This window comes from Paracoccus zhejiangensis (assembly GCF_002847445.1).
Classification (GTDB): domain Bacteria; phylum Pseudomonadota; class Alphaproteobacteria; order Rhodobacterales; family Rhodobacteraceae; genus Paracoccus; species Paracoccus zhejiangensis.
This window is the reverse complement of sequence record NZ_CP025430.1, coordinates 2,419,114-2,442,839: the sequence shown is the minus strand read 5'-3', so window position 1 is coordinate 2,442,839 and position 23,726 is coordinate 2,419,114. Positions and strand designations below refer to the sequence as shown.

At 66.8% G+C, this 23,726-nt stretch carries 19 protein-coding genes; 9 read left to right on the top strand and 10 right to left on the bottom strand.

Features of this window, described 5'->3' with window-relative positions; translation table 11 throughout:
- Positions 1-463: 463 nt before the first annotated feature.
- The 4 genes from dnaA to CX676_RS11805 all read left to right on the top strand — a co-directional run bounded on the left by dnaA (position 464) and on the right by CX676_RS11805 (position 4,789).
- Positions 464-1,867: a chromosomal replication initiator protein DnaA gene (gene dnaA / locus CX676_RS11820; protein ID WP_101752796.1), complete on the top strand. Its 1,404-nt coding sequence runs from the start codon at positions 464-466 to the stop codon at positions 1,865-1,867.
- A 95-nt stretch (positions 1,868-1,962) separates the two neighbouring features.
- Complete coding sequence (gene dnaN / locus CX676_RS11815; protein WP_101752795.1) at positions 1,963-3,081, top strand: DNA polymerase III subunit beta; 1,119 nt, start codon at positions 1,963-1,965, stop codon at positions 3,079-3,081.
- Positions 3,078-4,157, top strand: coding sequence for a DNA replication/repair protein RecF (recF, locus tag CX676_RS11810; RefSeq protein ID WP_101752794.1), 1,080 nt, complete (start codon positions 3,078-3,080; stop codon positions 4,155-4,157). Before dnaN ends, recF begins: the two co-directional genes overlap by 4 nt.
- On the top strand, positions 4,154-4,789 hold the full coding sequence (locus CX676_RS11805) for a LysE family translocator (RefSeq protein ID WP_101752793.1): 636 nt from the start codon (positions 4,154-4,156) through the stop codon (positions 4,787-4,789). Before recF ends, CX676_RS11805 begins: the two co-directional genes overlap by 4 nt.
- A 6-nt stretch (positions 4,790-4,795) precedes the next feature.
- On the opposite strand, the gene CX676_RS11800 is transcribed toward CX676_RS11805, so the two are convergent.
- On the bottom strand, positions 4,796-6,343 hold the full coding sequence (locus CX676_RS11800) for a phospholipase D family protein (RefSeq protein ID WP_101752792.1): 1,548 nt from the start codon (positions 6,341-6,343) through the stop codon (positions 4,796-4,798).
- Between the two features lie 165 nt (positions 6,344-6,508).
- Between CX676_RS11800 and gyrB the strand changes: the two genes are divergently transcribed.
- A complete protein-coding gene (gene gyrB / locus CX676_RS11795) occupies positions 6,509-8,947 on the top strand; it encodes a DNA topoisomerase (ATP-hydrolyzing) subunit B (protein ID WP_101752791.1) in 2,439 nt (812 codons plus the stop codon).
- A 185-nt stretch (positions 8,948-9,132) separates the two neighbouring features.
- Entirely contained in the window at positions 9,133-9,858 is a 726-nt protein-coding gene (locus tag CX676_RS11790) for an outer membrane protein (protein ID WP_101752790.1), read from the top strand.
- A gap of 69 nt (positions 9,859-9,927) precedes the next feature.
- On the opposite strand, the gene pdeM is transcribed toward CX676_RS11790, so the two are convergent.
- Positions 9,928-10,584, bottom strand: a complete 657-nt coding sequence (pdeM, locus tag CX676_RS11785; RefSeq protein WP_101752789.1) for a ligase-associated DNA damage response endonuclease PdeM — start codon at positions 10,582-10,584, stop codon at positions 9,928-9,930.
- Positions 10,581-12,959: a ligase-associated DNA damage response DEXH box helicase gene (locus CX676_RS11780; protein ID WP_101752788.1), complete on the bottom strand. Its 2,379-nt coding sequence runs from the start codon at positions 12,957-12,959 to the stop codon at positions 10,581-10,583. The genes pdeM and CX676_RS11780 overlap by 4 nt, the downstream gene beginning before the upstream one ends.
- Before the next feature lie 101 nt (positions 12,960-13,060).
- Between CX676_RS11780 and CX676_RS11775 the strand changes: the two genes are divergently transcribed.
- On the top strand, positions 13,061-13,744 hold the full coding sequence (locus CX676_RS11775) for an SGNH/GDSL hydrolase family protein (protein WP_101752787.1): 684 nt from the start codon (positions 13,061-13,063) through the stop codon (positions 13,742-13,744).
- Between the two features lie 17 nt (positions 13,745-13,761).
- On the opposite strand, the gene CX676_RS11770 is transcribed toward CX676_RS11775, so the two are convergent.
- Genes CX676_RS11770 through CX676_RS11760 form a run of 3 tightly spaced genes read right to left on the bottom strand, consistent with a single transcriptional unit; the run spans position 13,762 to position 16,808 of the window.
- A complete protein-coding gene (locus CX676_RS11770) occupies positions 13,762-15,312 on the bottom strand; it encodes a cisplatin damage response ATP-dependent DNA ligase (protein WP_101752786.1) in 1,551 nt (516 codons plus the stop codon).
- On the bottom strand, positions 15,309-16,301 hold the full coding sequence (locus CX676_RS11765; protein WP_101752785.1) for a ligase-associated DNA damage response exonuclease: 993 nt from the start codon (positions 16,299-16,301) through the stop codon (positions 15,309-15,311). The genes CX676_RS11770 and CX676_RS11765 overlap by 4 nt, the downstream gene beginning before the upstream one ends.
- Positions 16,302-16,331: 30 nt before the next feature.
- A complete protein-coding gene (locus tag CX676_RS11760) occupies positions 16,332-16,808 on the bottom strand; it encodes an Lrp/AsnC family transcriptional regulator (RefSeq protein ID WP_101752784.1) in 477 nt (158 codons plus the stop codon).
- Positions 16,809-16,897: 89 nt separating this feature from the next.
- Between CX676_RS11760 and CX676_RS11755 the strand changes: the two genes are divergently transcribed.
- Positions 16,898-18,289 (top strand): aminotransferase class V-fold PLP-dependent enzyme, encoded by a 1,392-nt coding sequence (locus CX676_RS11755; RefSeq protein WP_232816434.1) that lies wholly within the window; start codon positions 16,898-16,900, stop codon positions 18,287-18,289.
- On the opposite strand, the gene CX676_RS11750 is transcribed toward CX676_RS11755, so the two are convergent.
- The gene (locus tag CX676_RS11750) at positions 18,270-18,980 is read right to left on the bottom strand and encodes a helix-turn-helix transcriptional regulator (protein WP_101752782.1); all 711 of its coding nucleotides are present in this window, start codon (positions 18,978-18,980) and stop codon (positions 18,270-18,272) included. The two genes, CX676_RS11755 and CX676_RS11750, sit on opposite strands and share 20 nt — an antisense overlap.
- A 64-nt stretch (positions 18,981-19,044) precedes the next feature.
- On the opposite strand from CX676_RS11750, the gene CX676_RS11745 reads away from it, so the two are divergent.
- A complete protein-coding gene (locus CX676_RS11745) occupies positions 19,045-19,632 on the top strand; it encodes a glutathione S-transferase family protein (RefSeq protein WP_101752781.1) in 588 nt (195 codons plus the stop codon).
- Positions 19,633-19,635: 3 nt separating this feature from the next.
- Here the strand turns inward: CX676_RS11745 and CX676_RS11740 are convergent, their stop codons facing one another.
- The 3 genes from CX676_RS11740 to CX676_RS11730 all read right to left on the bottom strand — a co-directional run bounded on the left by CX676_RS11740 (position 19,636) and on the right by CX676_RS11730 (position 23,708).
- A complete protein-coding gene (locus CX676_RS11740; protein WP_101752780.1) occupies positions 19,636-21,246 on the bottom strand; it encodes a GMC family oxidoreductase in 1,611 nt (536 codons plus the stop codon).
- Between the two features lie 6 nt (positions 21,247-21,252).
- Positions 21,253-22,791 carry a trimethylamine methyltransferase family protein gene (locus CX676_RS11735; RefSeq protein ID WP_101752779.1) on the bottom strand — a complete coding sequence of 513 codons (1,539 nt, stop codon included), beginning with the start codon at positions 22,789-22,791 and terminating at the stop codon, positions 21,253-21,255.
- Positions 22,792-22,880: 89 nt separating this feature from the next.
- Positions 22,881-23,708, bottom strand: a complete 828-nt coding sequence (locus CX676_RS11730; protein ID WP_157935908.1) for a helix-turn-helix domain-containing protein — start codon at positions 23,706-23,708, stop codon at positions 22,881-22,883.
- Between the last annotated feature and the right edge of the window lie 18 nt (positions 23,709-23,726).

The window sequence follows — 23,726 nt, the reverse complement described above, 5'->3', positions numbered from 1 at the left end:
TCTCGGATTCATATCTGGCTGATAAGAAACACTTAATTGGGTCGTTTGGATTTTATCCTTGCCCGTCAGGGGGCTGCGCAGATTCGTCCGGTGGCGGATGCTGTCAAGCGCATTGATCTGTTGCGCGCCTGCAAGCGGGGTTGCTAACTTCCCTTCAGCGATTCACCTCGCGCCTGGGGGATTGTCGCGAAAAGTGACCTTGGCTGCCGCTTCGGGTCATCATCGAGACAAGGCAAACGGGATGGCAACATCCCTGCATGAGTTCCCGTTGGCGGGCTGCCACCTGCCGTTGGGAAGACTTGTGATCTGGTACGGCCTGACGGCTTCGGCTGCGACATATTCTGTCGCCGGCCTTTCCTGTCTGCTGCCAGAGGCTGAGACCATGGCGCGTCGGCAAGGATCGCGGCTGTCACCCCGAACGGGGGGCAGAACCGGGGCAGAAGAAACGACAAGGCGTTGGCTAATGGACAGTATCTGGGGGCAGGCATGCGGAAATTTGAAGAATTCCGTCGGCGCAAATAACTATAATCACTGGATCAAGCCGCTGCGTCTGGTCAGCCTTGACGACGGCATCGCCGAATTCGCGGCGCCGACCCGATTCATGTCGGACTGGGTCAACCGCCATTTCGCCACCGCGATCCTGGGCGAATTGCAGCGCAGCGGCCACCGGGCCGAGCGTCTGCGCTTCACCATCTCGGCCAATCGCCCGACCAGCCCGGCTGCGGCCGCGCCGGCCGCCGCGCCCGCGCGTGCAGGGCGGATGACCGCCTCGGCGGTCGAGCCGGCCAGCGCCGAGGCCGCCGCCAGCGCCGCCACCCGCACCGTCGATCTGGGCGCGCCGCTGGATGCGCGCTTCACCTTCGAGAATTTCGTCGTCGGCAAGCCGAACGAGCTGGCCCATGCCGCCGCGCGCCGGGTGGCCGAGGGAGGGCCGGTCAGCTTCAACCCGCTGTTCCTCTATGGCGGCGTCGGTCTGGGCAAGACCCACCTGATGCACGCCATCGCCAGCGAATACATTGCCCGTCATCCCGATGCGAAAGTGATGTATCTCTCGGCCGAACAGTTCATGTACCGCTTTGTCCAGGCGCTGAAGGACAAGAGCATCCTCGATTTCAAGGAGATGTTCCGTTCGGTCAATCTCCTGATGGTCGATGATGTGCATTTCATCGCCGGCAAGGAATCGACACAGGAGGAATTCTTCCACACCTTCAACGCGCTGGTCGATCAGGGCAAGCAGATCGTCATCTCGGCCGATCGCGCGCCGGGCGAGATCAAGGGGCTGGAGGAGCGCATCAAGTCGCGCCTCAGCTGCGGGCTTCTGGCCGATGTCCACCCGACCACCTACGAGCTGCGCCTTGGCATCCTGCAGTCCAAGACCGAGGCGTTCCGCCAGCAATATCCCGGCCTCGAGATGGCGCCCGGCGTGCTGGAATTTCTCGCCCACCGCATCACCTCGAACGTCCGGGTGCTGGAAGGCGCGCTGCAGCGTCTCTTCGCCTTCGCCAGCCTGATCGGGCGCGAGATCACGCTCGACATGACGCAGGAATGCCTGACCGACATCCTGCGCGCCTCGGATCGCCGGGTCTCGATCGAAGAGATCCAGCGCAAGGTGGCCGAGCATTACAACATCCGTCTGGCCGACCTGATCGGGCCCAAGCGCGTGCGCAATGTCGCCCGGCCGCGCCAGATCGCCATGTACCTGTCCAAGCAGCTGACCAACCGCTCGCTGCCCGAGATCGGCCGCCGCTTTGGCGGGCGGGATCACACCACCATCATGCATGGGGTGAAGAAGATCGAGGAACTGGCTGCCAGCGACGAGGCGCTGTCCGAGGATCTGGACCTGTTGAAGCGCCTGCTCGAGGCTTGACCGCCCCCGCTTTTGAATTGAAATTCTTGTGACCGCCCGCAAGGGCGGCTACAAAGCGGGTCCGGGCAAGGGGTCCGGCAAGGTGAGGGACGGACATGAAATTCTCGATCGAGCGCGCGGTTCTGGTCAAGGCCGTCTCACAGGCCCAATCCGTCGTCGAACGCCGCAACACCATCCCGATCCTCGCCAATGTGCTGATCGAGGCGACGGCCGAGGGCGTCAGCTTCCGCGCCACCGATCTGGATACCGAGGTGGTCGATCGCGCCCCCGCGCAGGTCGAACGTCCCGGTGCCACCACGGTCAGCGCCGCCATGCTGAACGAGATTGCCCGCAAGCTGCCCGATGGGTCGCTGGTCAACATCGCCTCGGATGACGCGGCGGGCCGGCTGACGGTGCAGGCGGGCAAGTCGAATTTCAGCCTCGCGACCCTGCCGCGCGAGGATTTCCCGGTCATGGCCTCGACCGAATATGCCGCCAATTTCAGCGCCCCGGCGGGTGTGCTGCGGCGACTGTTCGACAAGTCGAAATTCGCCATCTCGACCGAGGAGACGCGCTATTATCTGAACGGCGTCTACATGCATGTGGCACAGTCCGAGGAGGGTCCGGTGCTTCGCTGCGTGGCGACCGATGGCCACCGTCTGGCCCGGATCGATGCGCCCCTGCCCGAGGGCGCGGCGAACATGCCCGGCGTCATCGTACCGCGGAAGACCGTGGCCGAGCTGCGCAAGCTGCTGGATGAAGACGATGCCGCCATCGCGGTCTCGGTCAGCGAGACCAAGGTGCGTTTCGCCACCGCCACCATTACCCTGACCTCCAAGGTCATCGACGGCACCTTCCCCGATTACAGCCGCGTCATTCCCTCGGGCAATACCCGCAAGCTCGAGGTCGATGCCGGCGATTTCGCCAAGGCCGTGGACCGCGTGGCCACCGTCAGCAGCGAACGCTCGCGCGCGGTCAAGCTGGCGCTGGACGAGGACCGGCTGATCCTGTCGGTCAACGCCCCCGATGCCGGTGCTGCGGATGAGGAGCTGGCCGTGGCCTATGCCGATGACCCGCTGGAAATCGGCTTCAACGCCAAGTACCTGCAGGAGATCGCCAGCCAGGTGGACCGCGAGAATGCCGTCTTCCTGTTCAACGGCTCGGGCGATGCCGCGCTGATCCGCGAGGGCGGCGATACCAGCGCCGTCTATGTCGTCATGCCGATGCGGGTGTGACGCTCAGCCACCTGTCCCTGGCGCAGTTCCGGTCATGGCCGCGCCTCGCCCTCGACCTGGATCACCGCCCCGTTGCGATCTATGGCGCGAACGGATCGGGCAAGACCAATATTCTTGAAGCCCTGTCGATGCTGGCCCCGGGCCGTGGTCTGCGCAATGCTGCGCCGGGCGATCAGGCGCGGCAGGGAGTGGACGCCGGCTGGCGCATTCGCGCCGGGATCGGGGACCAGCAGGTCGGGACCGAGGCGCTCCCGGGGCAAAGCCGTTCCGTCCTAATCGACGACAAGCCCGCGCCGCAGGTGGCGCTTGGCCGGCTGATCCGGGTGATCTGGCTGGTGCCGGCGATGGACCGGCTGTGGTCGGACGCGCCCGAGACGCGGCGGCGCTTTCTTGACAGGGTGACGCTGAGCCTGATCCCCGACCATGCCGAGATCGCCCTGGCCTATGACAAGGCGATGCGCGAGCGGAACCGACTGCTCCGTGACCAGATCGGCGATCCGGGCTGGTATCGGGCGCTCGAGGCGCAGATGGCAGAATCGGGCGCGGCGCTGACCCGCAACCGCCTGTCGGCCATCGCCGCGATCAGCGCCGCGCAGGGCGAGGGGGCGACACAGTTTCCCGCCGCCACCCTGACGCTGCTGTCGGGCGAGGGCTTTGCCGATGATGCCGATCCGTCCAGCATCGCCGCGCGCATGGCCACGATGCGCCCCCGCGATCTGGCCGCCGGGCGCAGCCTGACCGGCCCGCACCGCGCCGATCTGGGTGCGCATTGGGGGCCGCAGGACATGCCGGCCGCCCTGTCCTCGACCGGAGAGCAGAAGGCGCTGCTGCTGTCGCTGATCCTCGCCAATGCGCGCGCGCTGACGGATCAGCCGGTCGTGCTGCTGCTCGACGAGGTTGCGGCGCATCTTGACGCCGACCGCCGCGCCGCGCTTTACGCCGAGATTGCCGCGCTGCCGGCACAATCCCTGCTGACCGGAACCGGGGCCGAGTTGTTCGAGGCCTTCGGTCCCGAGGCGAGGCGGCTCAATGTGACGAAGACGGGCGGTGCCTCTGCCGCCGAGGAGACCGAATGACTCTCTCTGCCGAATCGATCTGGCTCTATGCCGGGGCCATGGTGGCGATCTGGCTGACCCCCGGCCCGGTCTGGGTGGCGATCATGGCGCGGGCGCTGTCCTCGGGCTTTGCCGGGGTCTGGCCGCTGGCGATCGGCGTGGCGATTGGGGACATGATCTGGCCGCTTGTGGCGATCTTCGGTCTGTCGGTGATCGTGGCGCAAAGCGCCTTTCTGCTCGAGGCGCTGCGCTGGGTCGCCGCCGCCGTCTTCATCGGCATGGGCATCCTGCTGATCCGCAGCGCCAGCCAGCCCGTGGGCAGCGACAGCAGGCTGACCAAGCGCGGGCGTTGGGCGGGATTTACAGCGGGCCTGCTGGCCATTGCGGGAAATCCCAAGGCGGCGCTGTTCTATATCGGCGTGCTGCCGGGTTTCTTCGGCCTGGCGCAGATCACGGCGGGTGACGTTGTGCTGATCGTCGCCATGTCGGCGGCAATTCCGTTTGTCCTGAACATGGGCATGGGGGCCGCCGTGGCGGCAGCGCGGCAGAGGCTGGCGACACCCTCGGGGATGCGGATGATGAACATGGTTTCGGGCGGTCTGTTGATCGCCGTCGGCAGCGTCATCGGGCTGAGCCAGTTGCTCGCCGGCTGAGGCGCGCTACAGCAGCCACTCGATCGGCAGCACGTTCAGCACATAGACCGCCACCCGATCTAGGAAATCCAGATCGGGTTCGTGCTCAAGGGTGATCACGCTGCCATCGGGCTGCGGATCGCGCCAGACCATCTTGTTCCCGTCCAGCTCCGGCTGGAAGCTGCGCTTGGACAGCCCGTCGGTCAGGGCGGTGCTGCCGGCCTTCGCGATGGCGGGGCTGTCGATCAGAAAGCCCATCTCGCAATTCAGCGCGGCCGAGCGGGGATCGAAATTGAACGAGCCGATGAAGACCCGCGCATCATCGGCCGAAAATGTCTTGGCGTGCAGGCTCGAGCCCGAGAAGCCGCTGGGGCGCAACTCGGCTCGACCCTGCGCGATGCCCTCGATCGGCTTCAATTCATAAAGGGTAACGCCCGATTCCAGCAGTTCGCGCCGGTATTTCACATAGCCCGCATGGACCATCGGCACATCGGTCGCCTGCCAGGAATTGGTCATGATGCGGACATCCACGCCCGATTCCGCCAGTTTCGCAAAGAAGCCGCTGCCCGCCTTGCCCGGCACGAAATAGGCCGAGATCAGGTCAAGCCGCGCGGTCACGCTGCCAAGGATCGCGCCGAGCCGCGACATCATCAGATCCTCGCGCGAATGCGTGCCCATCCCCTTGATCGGGTCATCTGCGACCACCTGCACTTCGGTCCATTCCATCGGCGGCGCGTTGCGGCGGACCATCCGCTCGCCGGCGCTGGCCTCGGCCTTGATCACCGTCTGCGCCTCGGGCGTCGCCTCGGCCTCGGCCACAGCCTTGTCAAAGGCCGCCATGTCGCCCGGACCCGCGATCACCTGCTCCAGCGCCAGAACAGGTTGGCTGTTCCAGTACTGGTCGAAGATCGCGGCGGTGTCGGTGACCACGTCGCCCACGCCCAGCACATCCAGGTCCAGGTAGGCCGGCACATCGCCGATGGCGAAATACTCGTCGCCGATATTCCTGCCGCCGACGATCGCCACCGCGCCATCCACGAGAAACGCCTTGTTGTGCATCCGCCGGTTCATCCTGAGCGGATAGAGCACATAGCCCAGACCCTTCGGATTGCGCACCGTCGAGGGGTTGAACAGCCGCACCGAGAAATTCGGCAGGGCATCCAGTGCCGCCAGCATCTGATCCATCCCGGCAATGCCGTTGTCGTCCAGAAGCAGCCGCACCCGCACGCCCCGTTCGGCGGCATCGCGCAGCGCGTCCAGCAGCAGCAGTCCCGAGGTGTCGTCGTGCCAGATGTAATACATCGCATCGATCGAGCGTTCCGCCCCCTCGGCCAGCTTCATCCGGCTCATCAGCGCGCCTTGGCCGTCGGGCAGCGGCACCACGCCGCTTTTCCCGGCATGGGCCGACATCGCCTCGACCGCCTGCGGACCAAGCGTGGTGGTCGGGTCAAAGGGAATGGCCCTTTCGACCGCGCGCCCTTCAGTCGAGGGCACGGCAAAGATCATCCGTCCCGCGACCCAGACCAGCAGCAGGGCCAGAAGGATGACCAGTAAAATCCGAATCCAGCGCATCATTGGCACCCGTTCCCGTCCCCTGTCCGGCCCTTTTAGACGCCGATCCGCAGGCTTGCGCAAGAATTCGCGTTTAAGCCGCCAAATACCCCGAAATACAGTGCCTTTCCCGTGACTTTACCCCGGCGAATGACTATATCGGGCGCAGATGAACAGGAATTTTCTCGCATGACCGACACCGCCCCCCAGCCCGTTGAATACGGCGCCGATTCGATCAAGGTTCTCAAGGGGTTGGAAGCCGTCCGCAAACGCCCCGGCATGTATATCGGCGATACGGATGACGGCTCGGGCCTGCATCACATGGTCTACGAGGTCGTGGATAACGGCATCGACGAGGCGCTGGCGGGACATGCCGACTTCGTCAAGGTCAAGATCCATGCCGATAACAGCGTCTCGGTGCGCGACAATGGCCGCGGCATCCCGGTGGACCTGCACCCGACCGAGGGCGTTTCGGCGGCCGAGGTCATCATGACCCAGCTGCACGCCGGGGGGAAATTCGACCAGAACAGCTACAAGGTCTCGGGCGGGTTGCACGGGGTCGGCGTCTCGGTGGTGAACGCGCTCAGCGACTGGCTGGAACTGCGCGTCTGGCGCAATGGCCGCGAACATTACGCTCGCTTCGAGAAGGGCGAGACGGTCGAGCATCTGCGCGTGGTGGGCGATGCCCAACCGGGCGAGAAGGGGACCGAGGTGCGCTTTCTCGCCTCGAACCGCCAGACCGATCCGAACGGCACCTTCAGCAATCTCGATTACGTCTTCAAGACGCTGGAAAACCGGTTGCGCGAACTGGCCTTCCTGAACAGCGGTGTGAAGATCATCCTCGAGGATGACCGCCCGGCCGAGCCGCTGCACACCGAACTGTTCTACGAGGGCGGCGTGCGCGAATTCGTGCGCTATCTCGACCGCTCGAAAACCTCGGTCATGCCCGACCCGATCTTCATGACCGGCGAGAAGAACGGCATCGGCGTCGAAGTGGCGATGTGGTGGAACGACAGCTACCACGAAACCGTGCTGCCCTTTACCAACAACATCCCGCAGCGCGACGGTGGCACCCATCTGGCGGGTTTCCGTGGCGCGCTGACCCGGGTGATCACCAAATACGCGCAGGACAGCGGCATCGCCAAGCGCGAGAAGATCGACTTCACCGGCGATGACGCCCGCGAGGGCCTGACCTGCGTCTTGTCGGTCAAGGTGCCCGATCCGAAATTCTCCAGCCAGACCAAGGACAAGCTGGTGTCCTCGGAAGTCCGTCCGGCGGTCGAGGGTCTGGTGGGCGAGAAGCTGTCGGAATGGTTCGAGGAGAACCCGGCCGAGGCGCGCCAGATCATCGGCAAGATCGTCGAAGCGGCGCTGGCCCGCGAGGCGGCGCGCAAGGCCCGCGAACTGACCCGGCGCAAGACCGCGATGGACGTGGCCAGCCTGCCGGGCAAGCTGGCCGACTGCCAGGAAAAGGACCCGGCGCTTTCGGAACTGTTCATCGTCGAGGGTGACTCGGCCGGCGGCTCGGCCAAGCAGGGTCGCTCGCGCAAGAACCAGGCGGTCCTGCCCCTGCGCGGCAAGATCCTGAACGTCGAGCGCGCGCGCTTCGACCGGATGCTCTCAAGCGAACAGATCGGCACGCTGATCACCGCGCTAGGCACCGGCATTGGCCGCGACGAGTTCAACCTGGACAAGCTGCGCTACCACAAGATCGTCATCATGACCGATGCCGACGTGGACGGCGCACATATCCGGACGCTGCTTCTGACCTTCTTCTTCCGGCAGATGCCCGAGCTGATCGAGGCCGGCCATCTCTACATCGCGCAGCCGCCGCTCTATAAGGTCGGTCGCGGCCGCTCCGAGGTCTATCTGAAGAACGAGGCGGCGCTGGAAGATTACCTGATCGAGCAGGGTCTCGATGGCGCGTCGCTGGTTCTGGCCGGGGGCGAGCAGCTGACCGGCAACGACCTGCGCCGCGTGGTCGAAGAGGCGCGGCTGGTGCGGCGCATCCTGCGCACCTACCCGACCCATTACCCGCCCCATATCACCGAACAGGCGGCCATCGCCGGCGCGCTGCTGCCGGGCCGGGTCGATGCCGATGCGCAGGGCGTGGCCAATGCCGTCGCCGCGCGGCTCGATCTGATCGGGGCGGAATACGAGCGCGGCTGGTCGGGCCGTCCAACGCAGGATGGCGGCATCCGCTTGTCGCGGATGCTGCGCGGGGTCGAGGAAAACCGCACGCTGGACGGGCCGATGCTGCGCAGCGGGGAAAGCCGCCGTCTGGGTGAGATGACCAAGGCGCTGCAGGATGTCTATGGTGCGACCGCGCATCTGGTGCGCAAGGACCGCGACCTGCCGATCCACGGCCCGCTTGGGCTGTTGCAGGCGATCTTCCTCGAAGGCGAGAAGGGCCTGTCGCTGCAGCGCTACAAGGGTCTGGGCGAGATGAACCCGGAACAGCTGTGGGAAACCACGCTGGACCCCGATGCCCGCACCATGCTGCAGGTGAAGATCGAGGATCTGGCCGAGGCCGAGGATCTCTTCACCAAGCTGATGGGTGACGTGGTCGAACCGCGGCGCGAGTTCATCCAGCAGAATGCGCTGAGCGTTGAGAACCTGGATATCTAGATCTACCGGGGCGCGAAAATCCGCGCATTTCCTGTGTCGAATATGCCGCGATCTGCCGTAAAATCCGGCGGATCGCAAAAGGTGCTGGCCGCGAGCCGGCGCAAAGGTGCATCCTAACGGCAGCTTTCCCGCCGCAGGGCGCCGCCTATTTCGCATGCGCCGGCCAGACCTGAAGGAGCAGTTTCATGTTCACGATTTCCAAAACCCCCTTTGCCGCCGCCGCCGCTCTCGCGCTGCTGGCACCCGTTGCCCATGCCGGCGGTTATACCGCCCCGGTCGAGCCCGCGCCGGTCATCGCCCCGGTGACCGCTGCGCCCGCACCCTGGGCCGGTGCCTATGCCGGGCTGGGTCTGGGCTATGCCTTCGGCGCCGATGACGTGGTTGGGGTCAGCGACGCCACCGATACCCTGCTGGGCAGCCCCGGCTCGGTCGATCTCAAGGGCATGACCTACGGCCTGCATCTGGGTTACCGCTGGCAGCGGGATGTCGGCGGTCGCCAGGTCGTCTTCGGTCCCGAACTGGCCTATGAGGCCAGCAATGCCGACGCCTCCTTCGATACCGGCACCGCCAACGCGATGGCCGAGATGGACAATTTCGTCGCCCTGCGGATGAAGACTGGCGTGCTGAACGCTGCCGGCGACACGCTGTTCTACGGCATCGCCGGTATCGGCCGTGGCGATTTCAACTATGCCGTCGAAGGCCTCGGCATGGATTACGACGGCAGCTACAAGGACAATGCCTGGATCCTCGGCCTCGGTGCCGAGCGCCGTCTGTCCGAGCGGATGTCGATCTTCGGCGAATGGGAATTCCGCGGTTTCGGCAAGACCACGCTGACCGATGCCAATGGCTTCATGACCGAAGCCACGCCCGAGCATCATCACGTCAAGCTGGGCGTGAACTTCAGCTTCTGATCGATCACGACACGTCATCGGTGAAGGCCGGCCGCCATCAGGCGCGCCGGCCTTTCTCATGTGCGGTTCCTACGCCCGATGGCGTTGCCCGATCGGCATTGCCAGCGCCCGCGCACCGCAGGCCACGGCCAGCCCCTCGGGCACCAGCGCCGCCAGTGCCGGATGATCGGCGATCAGCCCGCCAGTATAGGCACCGAAGGCCGGCAGGATCAGGTGGTCCTGCCCGATCAGGAAACAGCGCCGCCTTTGCCCGGCCAGCCTGATGCAGGGGTGGAAATGCCCGGACATGTCCGGCCCCGCGCCCGCCTCGTGGCGCAGGGTGATACCGGCGTCCAGCTCGGGCAGGGTCCGGCCCGGCATTCGCTTCGGCACCGCTCCGGGATCGTGGTTGCCGGTGATCCAGACCCAGTCGCGTCCCTCGGCCAGCCGGTGCAGCCGGTCGCACAGCCCATCGGGCAACTCCCGCCCCGCCGCATCATCATCGAACCCGTCGCCTAGGCTGATGACCGCCGCCGGTTCCAGCGCAGCGATTTCGGCCTCGAGCCGGTCCAGCGTCGCCGCGACCTCGTAGGGGGGCAGCAAGGCACCGCCCCGCCGGGCCATGCGTTCGGATTTCCCGAGATGCAGGTCAGCCACGACCAGCCAGCGGCGGTCCGGCCACCACAGCGCGCCCGAGGCCCGGGCCTCCAGCCGCTGCCCGGCAAAGTTGAATCCATATCCCGTCACGCCAGTCCCGCCTCTGCCATCAGCGCCGCAGCCTCGGCCTCGGCCAGCCGCTCGCGCCCCTGACCGGCGATCGGCACGCGGCCCACCTCCAGCAGCAAGGGTGCAGCCAGTGGCGAGACCCGATCCAGCATCCGGTGATCCAGCCGGGGCGAGCGGTCCAGCATCTCCTCGATCCGGTCGAAATCCACAAGGCCCCGCCGCGCCTCGTCGGTGGTGATGCGCAGCATCAGGTGATCCGGGTCGTATTTCCTCAACGTGTCGTAGAGGATATCGCTGGAAAAGGTCGCCTGCCGCCCGGTCTTGCGCAGTCCCGGCAGGTTGCGCTGGATCAGCCCGGCAATGGTGGCGACGGTCCGAAAGGTCCGCTTCATTACCGCATTGCTGCCGAGCCAATCACCCAGACCCGCCCGCAGCCCCGCGCGGTCCAGCAGCGGCGCGGGATCGGTCACAGGGTCCAAGGACCAGATCAGCAGCGCGTAATCGGTGGACAGGAACCCCAGCGGCCCCAGCCCGGCCTCTTCCATCATCCGGGTCATCAAGAGGCCAAGCGTCTGCAGCGCGTTGCGCCCGGCAAAGCCGTAAAGCGCAAAATGCCACATGCCGTCATGGCGAAAGCTCTCGCTTTGCAGCACGCCGGGACGGGGCAGGGCGCTGACCTCGGCCTGCAGCGCCAGCCAGTCGCGGGTGTTGCCGGGCAGGGCGTGGTGGCGCGATGGATCGCCGATCAGTGCCTGAACCCGATGCGACAACTGCGTCGAGGTCGCCAGCTTCACCCCCGAAAAGACGGCAATCTTTGGCTTGCGAGTCGGCTGCTTCGTCACCTCGACCACCATCTCGCGCAGGCCCTCATAGCGCACGGTCTGGCCGCCGATCAGGAAGGTGTCGCCGGGTTCGAGACTGGCGGCAAAGGCCTCCTCGACCTCGCCCAGTGGCGCGCCGCCGCGCCCGCGAAAGCGCACCTTCAGCATCTCGGCCTCGACGATGGTGCCGATGTTCATGCGCAGATCGCGCGCCGCGCGCGGATCGCGCAACCGCCACAGCCCGTCGCGCAGCATCAGCCGCTGCCAGCGGTCATAGGCCCGAAGCGCATAGCCCCCGGTCGCGGCGAAATCGAGGCAGGCATCGAAATCGGCGCGGCTCAGGGCGCGATAGGGGCCGGCGGTGATCACCTCGGCGTAAAGCACATCGGCCTCGAACGGCCCGGCGCAGGCGGTCAGCAGGATGTGCTGGCAGAGCACGTCCAACGGCCCCGGCCCGCGCGGGTCGCCGTCGAGATCGCGTTCGGCGACCGCCTCCAGCGCCGCGACGCATTCGATCACCTCGAAGCGGTTCGCCGGCACGATCCGGGCGCGCGAGGGGGCGTTGTAGCGGTGGTTCGCCCGCCCGATCCGCTGCACCAGCCGCTTCACGTTCTTCGGCGCGCCGACCTGGATCACCAGGTCGACCGCGCCCCAGTCGATGCCCAGATCCAGGCTGCCCGTCGCCACCACCGCCCTCAACTGCCCCGCCGCCATCGCCGCCTCGACCCGCTGCCTTGCCTCGCGCGCCAAGCTGCCGTGATGCAACCCGATGGGCAGGTTTTCGTCATTGGCGGCCCAGAGTGCCTGGAAGAACAGCTCGGCCTGTGCGCGGGTATTGATGAAGATGATGGTGGTGTTGGCCTGCCGCACCTGCTCCAGCACCTCGGGAATGGCGTGATGCCCGCCACCCCCTGCCCATGGCGCGGGGCTGGCGGTGGGAAGCATGGCAATGTCGGGAGCGGGGCCAGGATCGGCCTCGAGCACCCGCGCGCCGCCCATGAACCCGGCCAGCGCCTGCGGGTCCTCGACCGTTGCCGAAAGGCCGGTGACCTGCAGGCCGGGCGCAAGGCTGCGCAGCCGCGCCAGGCCCAGCATCAGCTGATCGCCGCGCTTGTTCTCGGTCAGTGCGTGGAGTTCGTCCAGCACGACACGGCGAAGCCCGCCAAAGATTGCCGGTGCCTCGGGATAGGACAGCATCAGCGCCAGCGATTCCGGCGTGGTCAGCAGGATATCGGGCGGATCGACCCGCTGCCGCGCCCGTTGCGCCGGGCGGGTGTCGCCGGTGCGATCCTCGATGCGGATCGCCAGCCCCAGGTCGGCGACAGGCCGGGCGAGGTTGCGCGCGATATCCGCCGTCAGCGCCTTCAGCGGCGAGACGTAAAGCGTGTGCATCCCCCGATGCGCCCCACCGGCCAGATCGACAAGGCTGGGCAGGAACCCCGCCAGCGTCTTGCCGCCCCCGGTCGGCGCGATCAGCAGCGTGTCACCTTGCGCCTCGAGCAGCGCCAGCTGATGCGGATGCGGCTGCCAGCCCTGCCGGGCGAACCAGTCCTGAAAGCGCGGCGGCAGCGTCATCTTGACCTACCCCCTGCATGCGCCCCTGTCGCGGTTCTCGCCTCCATGCTAATCTGGTGGTGAACGACCACAGGTCTGATTTGACGGAGTTTTCTGCGGCGATGACGTGGCGTCTGCTGCTGTGCCTGCTGGCCCTGACCGCCTGCATGTCCGCCCCGCCCGGCGCCGGCACGGGCCCGGCGCGCATCCTCGTGATCGGCGATTCGCTGATGGCCTGGAACCGCCTGCGCGGCGCCTCGGTCGCCGAGGCGCTGGCGGCAGAGCTGGGCGAGCCGGTCAAGGACAATTCGGTCTCGGGTGCGGTCCATGATCTCGGTGGCAAGCCCGCGGCGCAGGGCAGTCACGCCACCATCGCGCGGCAATACCGGCGCGGAAACTGGGACTGGGTGGTGATGGATGGCGGCGGCAACAACCTGCTGTTCGGCTGTGGTTGCAGGGGTTGCGGGCCGCAGCTTGACGCGCTGATCTCGGCCGATGCGACGCAGGGTGCAATCCCCATGCTGGTGGCGCAGATCAGGGCAGATGGCGCGCAGGTCATCCATACCGGCTACCTGCGCAGCCCCGGCTTTACCTCGCCGATCGAGCATTGCGGCCCGATCGGGGACGAGCTTGATCGCCGCCTTGCGCGGCTGGATGCCCGCGATCCGGGCATGGTCTTCCTCAGGCTGTTGGACCTGGTGCCGACGCCCGGCGACACCTCCTACCACGCGCTCGACCGCATCCACCCCTCGGCCAAGGGCAGCGCGGCGATTGCCGCGCGCATCGCCGCGATCATCCGGCCCTGACGGGAAAAGGCGCCGGCTCATCCGATCATCGCCTTCAGGGTCTCCAGCCGGTCGGCCTCGGCGGCCGGCTTGTCCAACCGGATGCGGCTGATCCGGGGAAAGCGCATGGCGACGCCGGATTTGTGGCGGGTCGAGGCGTTCACGCCCTCGAAGGCTACCTCCAGCACCAGTTTCGGTTCAAGCGCTCGCACCGGGCCGAAGCGGTCGATGGTGTGATTGCGCACGAAGCGGTCAAGTTCGCGCAGCTCCTCGTCGGTAAAGCCGAAATAGGCCTTGCCGACCGGCAGCAACTGATCGCCCGACCACAGGCCAAAGGTGAAATCGCTGTAAAAGCCCGAGCGTTTGCCATGCCCGCGTTGCGCGTAAAGCAGCACCGCATCGACCACCATCGGATCGCGCTTCCACTTGAACCACGGCCCGCGCGGACGCCCGCCGACATAGGCAGAATCGCGGCGCTTGATCATCACCCCCTCGATCACCGCATCTGGCGGCGCGGCCCGCAGCGCCGCCAGATCGTCCCATGTGGCAAAGTCCAGCCGGGGCGAGATGTCGATGCAGTCGCTGCCGAAATCCGCGCCTTCCAGCACCGCCCTGCGCCCGGATAGCGGCAGGTCGCGCAGGTCGCGTCCCTGCCAGATCATCAGGTCATAGAGGCGCAACCCCGCCGGGTGGCTGGCCAGCATCGCCTTGCTGACCGCCTTGCGGCCAAGGCGCTTCTGCAGGTCGCCGAAGGGCGCGACCTCGGCCCCGCGCCGCACCAAGAGCTCGCCATCCGCCGCGCCATCGAAATTCAGCGCCGCGATCACATCGGGAAAGCTGGCCGAGATCTCTTCGCCGGTGCGCGAGAACAGCCGCCGCACGCCGCCGTCATTGATCGCCTGCACCCGGATGCCGTCCCATTTCCATTCGGCCAGATAGTCGCCGGGATCGAGCGCGCGAAGCTGATCCAGATCAATGGGTGTCGACAGCATCACCGGGCGGAACGGCGCCAACGCCGCCTGTTCCGGGCGCACCCCGCCGCCGATCCAGTCGAAAAGCGGCTGATAGGGCGGGGTCAACCCGTGCCAGATCTCCTCGATCTCGGCCACCTCCGGCCCGCCCATCTGCGCCAGCGCCATCCGCGCCATCCGCGCCGACAGGCCGACGCGCATATTGCCGGTGGCAAGTTTCAGGAAGGCCAGACGCTGCGACGGCCCGAGCTGGTCGAGCATGGCGGCGATGGCGGCGGGCAGGGCGGCTTTCCCGGTGCCCTGCAACAGGTCCACGGCCGCGTGCAGCGGCACATCCTCGTCGCGGTCGCTGTCCCATAGCAGGGCGATCGTCTCGGCCAGATCGCCGACGAAATCGTAACTCAAGGCGAAAAGCTGGGCGTCCACCCGTTCCGCCACCAAACCGCGCAACAGGCTGGGCGTCACCGCGCGCAGGCTCAGATCGCCGGTCAGCGCCGCCAGCGCATAGCCGCGATCCGGGTCGGGCGTGACCTCGAGGTAATGCCGCAGCAGCCGCAGCTTGGCATTCCGCGCCGGGGTAAAGGCCAGCCGTTCCAGCAGGGCCGCGAAAGCCCTCATTCCGGCTCGTCCTCATAGCCCACCAGCCGCAGCGGGCGGGCGGCAAAGCCCTCGAGCTCGCACCAGCGCATCAGCCCGTCCTCGGTGCCGTGGGTGATCCAGACCTCTTCGGGGGCAAGCTCGCGGATGGTTGCCGTCACCTGCGGCCAGTCGACATGATCGCTGATGACCAGCGGCAGTTCGACGCCCCGCTGCCGCGCACGGGCGCGCACCGCCATCCAGCCCGAGGCGAAGCCGATGACCGGGTCGGCGAAACGCTGAACCCAGGAGCTGGCGAAGGCCGAGGGCGGGGCGATGACCAGTTGCGCATCCACCTGATCCGCCGTCGCCGGGACCAGCGGGCCAAGTTCGATCCCCTGTTCCACATGATAATCACAGAGACGCTGCATCGCACCGTGGATGGCAATCGACCCGTCGATCCCCGCCGCCCGCGCCAGCGCGATGACCCGCTGCGCCTTGCCAAGTGCATAGGCGCCGATCAGATGCGGGCGCTCGGGAAACTCCGCCATGCTGGCCCGCAGCCGGGCCATCTCGTCCATCGGATCGGGATGGCGAAAGACCGGCAGGCCAAAGGTCGCCTCGGTCACGAAGATGTCGCAGGCCACCGGCTCGAAGGGGGCGCAGGTTGGGTTCGGGGTGCGGCAGTAATCGCCCGAAACCACGATCTTCGGCCCCTTGTCGGGCATGACGGCGATCTGGGCCGAGCCGAGGATATGGCCGGCCGGGTGAAAGCTGACGGTCACATCGCCGATGCGGATCGCGCCCTCGGCCGCCTGCCGCTGCCCGGCGAAATCATCGCCATAGCGGATCGCCATGATGTCCAGCGTCTGCCGCGTCGCCAGCACCGACCCATGCCCGGCCCGCGCATGGTCGCCATGTCCATGCGTGATCAGCGCGCGCGGCACCGGCCGCAGCGGATCGATGTAGAAATCCCCTTGCGGGCAATAGAGGCCCGCCGGCGTGGGGCGCAGGATCTGGTCGGCGCGCATAGGGGAAATATGCGGAACATTTCGTGAAAATCAACGCGGGATGCGCAGGGGCCGGGCGTCGAAGATGGTTTCCATCGAGAAAACCCCGGTCACGCGCTCCAGATCCATGTCCGCGATCAGCGCCTTATAGCAACGGTCATAGCCTGCCATCGAGGTCGTCACCAGTTTCGCCATGTAGTCCCATTCGCCGCCGATGCGGTGAAACTCGGTGATCTCGGGGATCGATTCGACCCGTGCGCGGAACTTGCGCGCCCAGGCATCGTCATGGTGACGGGTGCGGATCATCACGAAGACGGTCAGGTGCAGGCCGACGCGGCCCGCATCGATCACCGCGCGGCTGCCTTGCAGAACCCCGGCCTCGGTCAGCCGCTGCAACCGCCGCCAGCAGGCGTTTTGCGACAGTCCGATGCGCTCGGCCAGCGCACGTTGCGACAGAGTGGCATCCTGTTGCAGCGCGGCAAGGATGCGGTGGTCAATATCGTCTAGTGAAGTAGAATTGTCGTTCATTTGATCGATAATATGACAAATCATCCGAAAGAAAGGAACATCTGATCGCCGCGCCACGGGTCATGATGCGGAAAATCAGCGAGGACGGCATGACATTCTTTGATCGGTTTCGGGCGGGGCTGGGCGGCATCGAGATGCTGCACCACGGTATCATCGGCCGCGATGCGGTGATCGAGGGACCGTTCGGGCCGAAACGGATGATCTATGCTGATTACGTCGCCTCGGGCCGGGCGCTGCGGCAGGTCGAAACCACGATCATGGAAGAGGTGCTGCCCTGGTATGCCAACAGCCATACCGAGGCCAGCCATTGCGGCGGGATGATGACCCGTCTGCGCCGCGCCGCGCGGGCCGAGATCCTGCGCTGCGTGGGCGGCGGTGCGGATCATGCGGTGGTTTTCACCGGCTCGGGCGCGACGGCAGGGCTGAACCGGCTGGTGCATCTTTTCGGGGTCGGGCCGGGCTGGACCGTGCTGATCGGGCCCTATGAGCATCATTCGAACATCCTGCCCTGGCGCGAAAGCGGGGCAAGGGTGATCGAGATCCCCGAGGCGGCGACGGGTGGGCCGGACATGGGCGCGCTGCAAGCGGCGCTGGCGGCGGCTGACGGGCCGGTGCTCGGCTCGTTCTCTGCGGCCTCGAACGTCACCGGGACGCTGACCGATGTTGCCGCGGTGACGCGCATTCTGAAACAGGCCGGGGCGCTGTCGGTCTGGGACTATGCCGGCGGCGCGCCCTATCTGCCGATCGACATGGGGCTGGGCATGGATGCCGTCGTCGCCTCTCCGCACAAGTTCATCGGCGGACCGGGCGCCTCGGGCGTGATGATCCTGCGCCGTGCATCGGTGGTGGCCGATCGGCCCACGCTGCCCGGTGGCGGCACGGTGCGCTTCGTCAATGACAGCGGCCATGACTATGCGCTCAATGTCGAGGCGCGCGAGGAGGCCGGGACGCCGAACGTGGTCGGCGATATCCGCGCCTCGCTGGTCTTTGCGCTGAAGGATGCAATCGGTCAGGCGGCCATCGACGCCCGCCATGCCGACTGGCTGGCCCGGGCCGAACGGCTGCGCGCCGTGCCGAACCTGCATCTCCTGGGCAATCCTGAGGCCGCGCATCTGCCGATCCTCGCCTTCCGCATTGGCGACGGGCAGGGCGGATTCATTCATCAGCAGTTGGCGACGCGGATGCTGTCGGACCTCTACGGCGTGCAGGCACGCGGCGGCTGCGCCTGCGCCGGCCCCTATGTCCATCGCCTGCTGGGCATCGGTGAGGGTGAATCGCAGCGGTTGCGCAGCGCGATCTTGGCTGGCGAGGAAATCGAGAAACCCGGATTCGTCCGCCTGAACCTCTGCTGGGCCGCCCCGGCGACCGAGATCGAGGCGATCCTTGATGCCATCACCGATCTGGCCGCCCATGCCGGCCGGCATCTGGACCGCTATCGCGTCGATCCGGCAACGGCGATCTTTACCCCTGTGGCGGCGTGAGATGCGATTCCTCGCGGCGGGCCTGGCGATAGTCACGCAGTAAGGCCACCCGCCGCGGCCGGAAGCTTTCGCCCGATTGCCGCAGCGCGGTGATCCGGTTGATATGGAACATGCGGAAATCCATCCGCAGTCGACAATGCGCCAGAACCAGCAGCGAGCGTTCGGAATAGCTGAGCCCCAGCGGCCAGATCACCCGCGTGCTGGTCGCGCCGTTGAGGTCGGTATAGTCGATCTCGATCGCCTGTTCCTGCCAGCAGGCCTCGCGGATCGCCGCAAGATCGACCTGCGGCGGCGCGCGGTCGGGCTGGGGGGCGAAACTGTGCATGATCGCGTGCAGCGCCTGCTGTGACTGGCGCTCGGGCAGGGTGGCGATGATCCGCGCCAGCGCCGCAGCGCCGGCATCGGTCAGATCGTCATCGCCGATCCGGCCAAGTGCCATCATCGCCAGATGCAGCGCTTCAATCTCGAGCCGCGAGAAACTTTGCGGCGGCAAGGCCGGGTCTTCGGTCAGGCGATAACCCAGCCCTGCCTCGCCATCGATCAGCGCGCCGCCCGCGCGCAGCGTGGCGATGTCGCGGTAAAGCTGGCGCGGCGAGACGCCGGTTTCCTCGGCCAGCCGCGCGGCGGTCACCGGGGCGGGCAGGCGGCGCATGGTGTCCATCAGCCGCATCAGCCGGTCGGTCCGGGCCATCCTGTCACCTTCTGTCAGCAGAACCGGGCTAGACCATGCGCATCAAAGGCGAAGGAGACAAGCCATGCTGACATTTTATCACGCCCCGAACAGCCGCTCGACCAGCATCCGGCAGCTGATCCACGAGCTGGGCGCGGGCGATGAGATCAAGACGGTCGAGGTCACGATCCCGCGTCAGGACGGCTCGGGCGGGCGCGATCCGGCGAACCCGCATCCGGAAGGCAAGGTGCCCTATCTGGTGGAGGACGAGGATTTCGTGCGCGAACGGGCGGCGATCGTCCTCTACTTGACCGACCGCTTTCCCGCTGCCGGTCTCGGCCGCCCGGTCGGCGATCCCAAGCGCGGGCGCTATCTCTCGTGGCTGACCTGGTATCAGGGCGTGTTCGAGCCGGTGGCGATCCTCAGTTGGGCAGAGGTGGATCATCCGGCAATCAAGGCGAGCCTGCGCGACTATGACACCGCCATCCAGCGGCTGGACGAGGTGCTGTCGCAGCAGCCGTATCTGTTGGGCGACGACTACAGCGCCGCCGACCTGCTTTGCGCCGGACCTTTCGCGTGGTTCGGCGACCAGCTGCCCTCGACACCGGCGATCAGGGACTGGGTGGCGCGCTGCCTCGACCGCGACTCGGTGCGAGCCACCGGCGAACGCTAAGGTCTATACTCGGTCCAGCACAATGTCCGCGCCCCGCCAGCCCATCAGGATGGCCGGGGCGTTGGTATTGCCGCCGGGCAGGCTGGGGAAGGCCGAGGCATCGCAGACGCGAAGCCCCTCGACCCCGCGCACCCGCAATTGCGCATCCAGCACCGACAAGACCGGATCGCCGCCCATCCGCGCAGTGCAACTGGGGTGATAGACGGTCCCCGAGCGCGAGCGCAGGTCGTCGATCAGCGCGTCGTCGTCCTGCTTTTCTGGACCGGGCCGCAATTCCTCGGCGATCAGCGCACGCATGGCGGGTTGCGCGGCGATGACCCGCAGGAACTTCACCGCCGCCAGCATCTCGGCCACGTCCTCGGCATGGGAATAGGCATTGGCGGTGATGCGGGGCGCGGCCAAGGGATCAGGCGAGGCGAGCGTGATCGCACCCCGCGAACGGGGGCGGCAGTTCGACAGACCGATGGAAAAGCCCGAGAACGGGTCCGGCGACAGGATCGGCCGCTCGCCCGCGCGCGGCAACAGCGTCGAGAAGGCCTGGAAATACAGCTGCATATTCGGCCGCGCCTGACCCGGATCGGTGCGAAAGAACCCGCCCGCATGGTTGATCGAGCGCGCCAGCACCCCCCGCCGCAGCGCCAGCCATTCGGCCCCCACCCGCAGCTTGCCCCACCACGGGCGCAACAAGTCGTTCAGGCTGGGGATCGTCGCGCGCCAGGTATAGTTGATGCCCTGATGATCGCTCAGATGCGCGCCGACATTGGCATTCTCCACGCGCACCGGCAGGCCCATCGCCCGCAGCGCCGCCCCCGGCCCGATGCCCGAGAGCATCAGCAGTTGCGGCGTGTTGATCGCCCCGCCCGACAGGATCACCTCGCCGCCGCGTGCCTGATGCAGCGCGCCGCCCTGCCGGTATTCCACCCCGACCGCCCGCGACCCCTCGAAGACCACCCGCGTGACCTGCGCGCCGGTCGTCACCTTCAGCCCCCGGTGTTTCAGCGCCGGGCGCAGAAAGGCGCGGGCCGCGCTGTTCCGGCGCCCGCCCTTGACCGTCTGCTGATAGGGGCCGACCCCTTCCATCGCGCGACCATTGAAATCGGGGTTCTGCGGCAGCCCGGCCTGACCGGCCGCCGCCAGAAAGGCCCGGGTCAGCGGGTGCATCCCGTCACGGCAGGCGGCGATGTGCAAGGGGCCGCCGGTGCCGCGCCAGTCATCCGCGCCAGCCTCGTTATCCTCCAGCGCGCGGAAGGCCGGAAGGACATCCGACCAGCCCCAGCCGGTCGCCCCCGCCGCCGCCCAATCGTCGTAATCGCCGGGATGGCCGCGGATCCAGACCATGGCGTTGATCGAGGATGACCCGCCCAGCACCTTCCCGCGCGGCCAGTGGTCGCGGATACCGTTCAGCCCCGGATCGGGCTCGGCGGCGTAATTCCAGTTGACGCCGGGGTCCATGAACAGCTTGCCATAGCCAAGCGGCATCTCAACGAACAGCCGCCGGTCGCTGCCCCCGGCCTCGATCAGCAGCACCCGCCGCCCGGCCTCGGCCAGACGCGCGGCCAGCACCGAGCCGGACGAGCCGGCGCCGACGATGATGTGATCCCAGTCGCCTTGCACGCTGGCTCAGAAATCCGTGGGCGCGCCGCCCTCGGCCTTCCGCCTGGCGACGAAATCCGACAGTTCCTCGCGGATCCCCTCATCCATCGGAGGCGGGGTGAAATTCTCGATGATCTCGCGGGAAATGCGATGGCCGCGGGCAATGCTGTCCTCGGCCCCGGCCAGTTCCCAGGCCTCGTAATTGCGCCAGTCCGAGGCGATGGGCGAATAGAAGGCCTTGGTATAGCGTTCCTGTGTATGGGCGCAGCCGAAGTAATGGCCGTTCGGCCCGACCTCGGCGATGGCATCCAGCGCGATATCCTCGGGCGCGGTCTGCCACAGCGGCGGCTCCATATAGCGCTGGATCATCTGCAGCACCTCGCAATCCAGCACGAATTTCTCGGGGCTGGCGATCAGCCCGCCCTCGAGCCAGCCGGCCGCGTGATAGACGAGGTTCGAGCCAGATTGCACCGCCGCCCAAAGCGAATTCGAGGTTTCCCACATCGCCTGTGCATCGGGGATATTGGAGGTGCAGGTGCCCGAGGAGCGCAGGGGCAGGCCATAGAAGCGCGCCATCTGGCCGCTGATCTGGGTGGCGCGCATGTATTCCGGCGTGCCAAAGGCCGGCGCGCCGGATTTCATGTCGACATTCGAGGTGAAGGTGCCGAAACCCACCGGACAGCCGGGCGCCGCATATTGCAGAAGCGCGATCGCCGACAGCCCCTCGGCCAAGGACAGGGCCACCGCACCCGCCAGCGTCACCGGCGCCATGGCACCCGCCAGCGTGAAGGGGGTGACGATCACCGCCTGCCCGGCACGGGCGCAGCGCAGCGCGCCGTCGATCATCGGGAAGTCATGCTTCAGCGGGCTGACCGAGTTGATGTTCGTATACATGCGCGGGGTGTCGCGAAAAGCCTCGTCGGACAGGCCACCGGCGATGCGCACCATCTCCATCACATCCTCGACCCGCTCGCGCCCCAGCGAATAGGCATGGACCACCTTGTCGGTCAGCGTCAGCTTTTCGTAGAGGCAATCGAGATGGCGGACCGAGGGGTGGATGTCGATCGGTTCCACCGGATAGCCGCCGGCGACATGGATGCAGTTGAAATACTGCGTCAGCTTCATGAAGTCGCGGAAGGTGTCGAAATCGCCCGAGCGCTTGCCCCGGATCATGTCCCAGCTGTTCGGCGGCGAGCTGACATTGACGAAAACGATATGCTTGCCGCCGATGATGATCTGGCGGTCGGGATTGCGCGGGGTGATGGGGAAGGGTCCGGGCGCCCGGTCCAGCATCTCCATCACGAAATCCTCGTCCATGCGGACGTTCTGGCCCTCGACCTTGCAGCCGGCCTGCCGGAACAGGGCCAGCGCCTCGTCGTTCAGGAATTCGATGCCGATATCGCGCAGGATCGCCATCACCCCGCGATGGATCGCCTCTACTCCGTCGGGTCCGATGGGTTCGGTCGGCGCGTCGGTGTTCAGCGGAATGCGCCAGGGCATCTGCTCGAGTGCACCGGCCTGACGCGGAGCGCGGCGGCCACGGCGGGCATGGGAGGTCTCGTTCATCGGCGGCCGTCCTGATCTGATGGCGCGATGATCGGCCTGTGCCGGCTTTCGCGCAATCGGGTAAGTTGGAACACCATTGTTGACCAAAGTCACAGTTTGCGCAGAAAGTCCCCGACCTCATGCGCCTGAACCGTGGCGGCGCGCACCTGCCCGTCAAAGCCGTGGACCAGGTCGCGGATGGTCTGGCGGGCGCGGATCATCAGGTAGATGTCACCGGCAAAGATCGCCGCGCGCTGGTAGCCGAACAGCAGCTGCGGCAGCAGGAAGCCCCGAAGCCCGTCATAGAGATAGAGCCGAAAGCTGGGATAGAGCTCGTCGAGGATATCGGCCATATGCGTCAGCTGAGCCCGTCGCTGGTCGCGGCTGAGCCCGCGCCAAAGGCCCGCGCCCACGGCGAATTCCTGCATCCGCTGGACCGAAAGGCACATCTCCAGATCGGATTCCGCCTGCCGGACATGGCCCAGTTGTAGGGCGGTCAGCGCCTCGGCCCTTTCACGGGCGTCGGGCGCGCCGGCGGTCTCGAAGGCGATGACATCGGCAGTGCGCAGCATGGCGGGCAGGCGCGAGGGGACCGAGCGCACCTTTTGGCCGAGCGTTTCCTGGTGCCATTGCTGGATCAGCGCCGGATCGGCATGGCCGTCGCTGGGTTGGACCTCCATCCGGTCGGTGGTTTCGGTTGCGATGGCCGGATCGGCGGCAAGGCCCAGCAGCCAGTCGGTCGAGACATTGAAGCCTGCCGACAGTGCCACCAGCGTCTCGGCACGCGGCAACCGCACCTCGCGGCCTGACAGAAGCTGTGACAGGGCCGAACGGTCGATGCCGATGCGGGTGGCGAAAGCCGATTGCGACAGCCCGTCCTGCGCCTGCAGTTGCAGGAGACGCTGGCGGAAGATTTCCGAAGTGTCGCGCTTGTCCATGCTGCCCCGCTGGTGAAT